The sequence below is a fragment of the Asticcacaulis taihuensis genome, from assembly GCF_900100255.1.
GTDB lineage: Bacteria > Pseudomonadota > Alphaproteobacteria > Caulobacterales > Caulobacteraceae > Asticcacaulis > Asticcacaulis taihuensis.
Window position 1 is genome coordinate 1 of the sequence record NZ_FMTS01000016.1, and the last position, 4,391, is coordinate 4,391.

General features: G+C 55.1%; 2 protein-coding genes and 1 pseudogene. All 3 read left to right on the forward strand.

Annotation, left to right across the window (positions count from 1 at the left end; all coding sequences use genetic code 11):
* A pseudogene (locus BLO49_RS18475) lies at nt 1-755 on the forward strand (hypothetical protein); the annotation flags it as partial.
* 44 nt (nt 756-799) lie between these two features.
* On the forward strand, nt 800-2,794 hold the full coding sequence (locus tag BLO49_RS18040) for an RHS repeat domain-containing protein (RefSeq protein WP_090651003.1): 1,995 nt from the start codon (nt 800-802) through the stop codon (nt 2,792-2,794).
* A 29-nt stretch (nt 2,795-2,823) separates the two neighbouring features.
* Nucleotides 2,824-4,391, forward strand: a 1,568-nt coding sequence (locus tag BLO49_RS18045) for an RHS repeat domain-containing protein (protein WP_139159741.1), incomplete at its 3' end; no start/stop codon positions are given.

The window sequence follows — 4,391 nt, forward strand, 5'->3', positions numbered from 1 at the left end:
GCAGCACTTCTATTACGGCGAGCTATCCGTCGACTTGTACCTATGCCAAGACCTGCAACCAGCCGACCTGGACAAAGGACGCAAAGGGCAACCAGACGGACTATACCTACGACAACACCCATGGCGGGGTGCTGACGGTTACCCTACCGGCAGATCAGAACAGCCTCCGCCAGCGGACCTATAATACCTATACCGCCTACAATACGGGCAATGGCACCATCTATCGGCTAACCCGCTCGGAAACCTGCGGGTTGACGGCGGCGCAACTGACCCTGACAGCCTGTCCGGCGGATATCAACACCTCGGTCACGCTCACCGATTACGGCACGTCCTCCACAGCGCCTTACACCTACAAATCCAACCAGCCTTACCAGGTAACTGTGCGCGATAACCGCGCATCCGGGTATGACAGCGCGACGACGACCTATGCTTATGACAAGGTCGGCAATGTCGTGTCGGTGGATGGGCCGTTGTCCGGCACGAACGATAAGAGCTTCACAACCTACGATGCCAATCGACGCAAGATTTTTGAGATCGGTCCGATACCGGGGGGCACCGGTACACAGAAGCGTACGCTTGTGCGCCATCAATACAACGGCGACGGTCAGGAGACGCAAACCGCTCAGGGCTATGCCAACAGCAATCTGACGGATGGTTCCGATGCGGTCTTCACCAGCTATACGCGGATGACCTATGACGCGGCCGGACGCCTGATCAAGAACGAGGCCATCGTGACCGGGAACACTGTGCCATGAAAAAGGATTTGTCCGCAATGGAGGTTTGTAAAAGGCATTTGCACATGGCGAGTGCTTTTGTCATTTGCTCCGGTTTCAGTTGGGCCACCGGAAATCTTCCGGCCTGGGCCGATACACCGGATTTCGTGGCGCCGGATCGGCAGATCATCGATATCAATGGCGTGGATTGGGTGTCTGGCGGCTACACACGTCAAGATAGTTTCATGCAGATCGGCGATAGTGGCAGCGGTCTGATATGGGGGTTTACCGGGCACAAAGGCACCGACACTTATTCGGGCAATATCGTACTCGTAAAGAATGCGACGCCACCCTATGAGACCAAGGTTCGGATTGCAGGCTCGACAGACTCTTTCCACGGCGATTGCGCGTCCAGTTGCTCGAATGCGACCGGCCAGCCGAACACGCTCGTCAAGACGGCGGCCAACTGGGTCTATACGACCGGTGACGGCACTGTATATTATTTCGATATTCTGGCCCTGACGGATTCCACTTACGTTACAATCAACGAAGGTAGGTTATCGTCTATCGTCAAGCCAAACGGCAACAAGGTGACGATCAGTTATACCGAAGCGACGGGGTGTACGCCTCTCACGCAACTCTGCGGCTATTCCATCAATAATGTCGTCAGCAATCAGGGCTACGGTTTCAAATATGTGCCTATAACGACAGGCTATGGCGGCACGACCATTTATGCGGTCAATTTACTGGCTCATACCTGCGATGCCAGTCTCGTGTGTGACGCCTATGATAGCCATATCGATTACAAGAATGTCGATGGCTGGCAGACCTATTCGGTGACAGCGCCCGCCGGCGAAGTGACACAATATACTCTCGCCGACCAGGGCTATTACGATGTCGAGGTCATGACCGATGCCGCGCTCCCCAGCGGGCAGACCATTCACGCGGCTTATGACGCGTACTCACGGGTCAAAACCCTTACCACGGTACTGGGTACGTCTACCTATAGCTATTCTGACAATACTCTAAGCACGTATCAAAGCTCGACGTCACGGACGATCACCGCAACCATTCCCGACGGTGGTTATACGGCTGTCGTCAACAAGACCTACCAGTTGCCCGCGTCCTATAAAGACAAACTAAACCGGACAACCACCTACACACCCATTGCGATTTCGAACGGGTACAAATCGTACGGGCGGATCGGCAAAGTGCTCACGCCCGAAGTGACGACCAGTGGCGGTTTGCCAAACGGAGGATATACAGAATATACCTATAGCGGATCTGACGTCACCGCGATCTCCAAATATCCAAAGGGCGGCGGCACGGCTCTCGTCACGACCGCTAACTACGGTATTTCCTGCACGACCAGTCGTGCCGCTTGCCATAAGCCAACCTGGACGAAGGATGCCAAGGGCAACCAGACAGACTACACCTACGACAATGTCCATGGCGGGGTGCTGACGGTGACCCTCCCGGCAAACAATGACGGGATACGAACCCGGACATACAACACATACACGATTTTCAATACAGGGAATGGAAATATCTATCGACTGACCCGCTCGGAAACCTGCGGGCTGACGTCGGCGCAACTGACCCTGACAGCCTGTCCGGCGGATATCAATACCTCGGTCACGCTGACCGATTACGGCACGTCCTCGACCGCGCCCTACACCTACAAGTCCAACCAGCCTTATCAGGTCACGGTGCGAGATAACCGCGCATCCGGTTACGATAGTCAGACCACGACCTATGGCTATGACAAGATCGGCAATGTTACGTCTGTTGATGGACCTCTTGCCGGGGCCGTGGACCAGAGTTTCACCACGTTTGATGCCAACCGGCGCAAACGTTTCGCGATTGGACCTATACCGGGCGGCGCAGGAACTCAGAAGCGGTCACTGGTCAGGCATACATATACCAACGGCCTGGAAACCCAGACGGCGCAAGGCTATGCCAACAGCAATCTGACGGATGGTTCTGATGCCGTCTTCACCAGCTATACACGGATGACCTATGACGCGGCCGGACGCCTGATCAAGAGCGAGGCCATCGTGACCGGGAATGCCGTGCCATGAGACATTTGAAGGGGATGAGGGGAATGACGATGAAGCGCATGTTGGGCGGTCTTGGCGTTGGTCTTGGCGCAGTCCTGGTGGGCCTGATGGGATTGACACAGGCGCAGGCCGATACGGTCATCAGCACAACCCAGTACAGCTATACCTATGACAACCAGGTGGTCTGCACGGCCGTGCGCATGAATCCGGCCACGTTCGGTTCTTTACCGTCCGATCCTTGCTCCCAGGCGACACTTGGCACTTATGGCCCCGATCGCATCACTCAGAATGTCTACGACGCAGCCGGTCAGTTACTCGGTGTCTATCAGGGCATTGGCACCTCTGATGTCCGGCAATATGCCTATTACACCTACACCAACAACGGCTTGAAAGCGTCCGAGATGGACGCCAATCACAACGTCACGACCTTTACCTATGACGGCCTGGATCGGCTGTCGAAGATGCAATACCCAAGCACGACGGTGGGTAGCAGCACCTCAAGTACGACGGACTATGAGACCTTTGGCTACGATGCCAATAACAACCGTACCAGCTGGCGCCACCGTAACGCCCAAACGGTCCTCTACACATATGACAATCTGAACCGGGAAATTCTGAAGGACCTGCCGGCCTACGCGGGTTCCACGACGACCTCCAAGGATATTTACACTGGCTACGATGGCTTGGGGCATATCCTTTACAAGCGCTTCGCGTCGGCGACCGGCTTAGGTGTCAGCTACACCTACGATGGGCTGGGACGTGTCAGCTCTACGACGGATATGAATAACCGACTAGTATCTTACGGGTATAATGCCGATTCCACGCGCTGGTACTTGCAGTATCCTGACGGTGTAATCCAAGGATATAGCTATAATAATGTCGGAGCTCTTGTCGCGACAAGCACCGGTGCCGTTGGTTTGGGCATTGCTTACGATAGCCTCGGACGGACTACGCTTATTGCGCGTTCAAATACCGCACAAACCTATTACGCCTATGATGCCGTGGGCCGGCCCACCATCATGACGCATGACTTCACTGGAACGACCAACGATATCAGTTGGAATTTCAATGGATACAACCCAGCCAATCAGATCACTAACTGGATTGCGTCCAGTACACTCTATGATTACATCGAGATAGCGACCACAGCCGAGAATAAGACCTATGACGGTCTGAACCGGGATGCGTCCATTGCGGCGGTATCCGGAGGCTACGACAGTGCCGGCAACATGACCAATGACGGCGCCCGTGTCTTCACCTACGATGTCGAAAACCGCCTGCTGACGGGCTCAGGTACCTTGGCCGGTCTGAATATGGAATACGACCCTGAGGGCCGTCTCTACCGATACACCTACAATGGCTCGCAAAGGACTTTCCTCTACGACGGCACCAATCTGATCGGAGAATATGATTCCGCCGGCAATATGCTAAGGCGTTATATGCACACCCTAGGCACGGATCAGCCGTGGGTGCAGTTCGCGGGTGCGTCGACAGATGCAAGCAATGCCCTCTATCTCTATGCCAACTACCAGGGCAGCATCATCGCACAGGCTGACAGCACCGGCACTGTGGCTCGGCTTTACAAGTACGGGCCTTATGGCGAGCCGCGAAACGATAC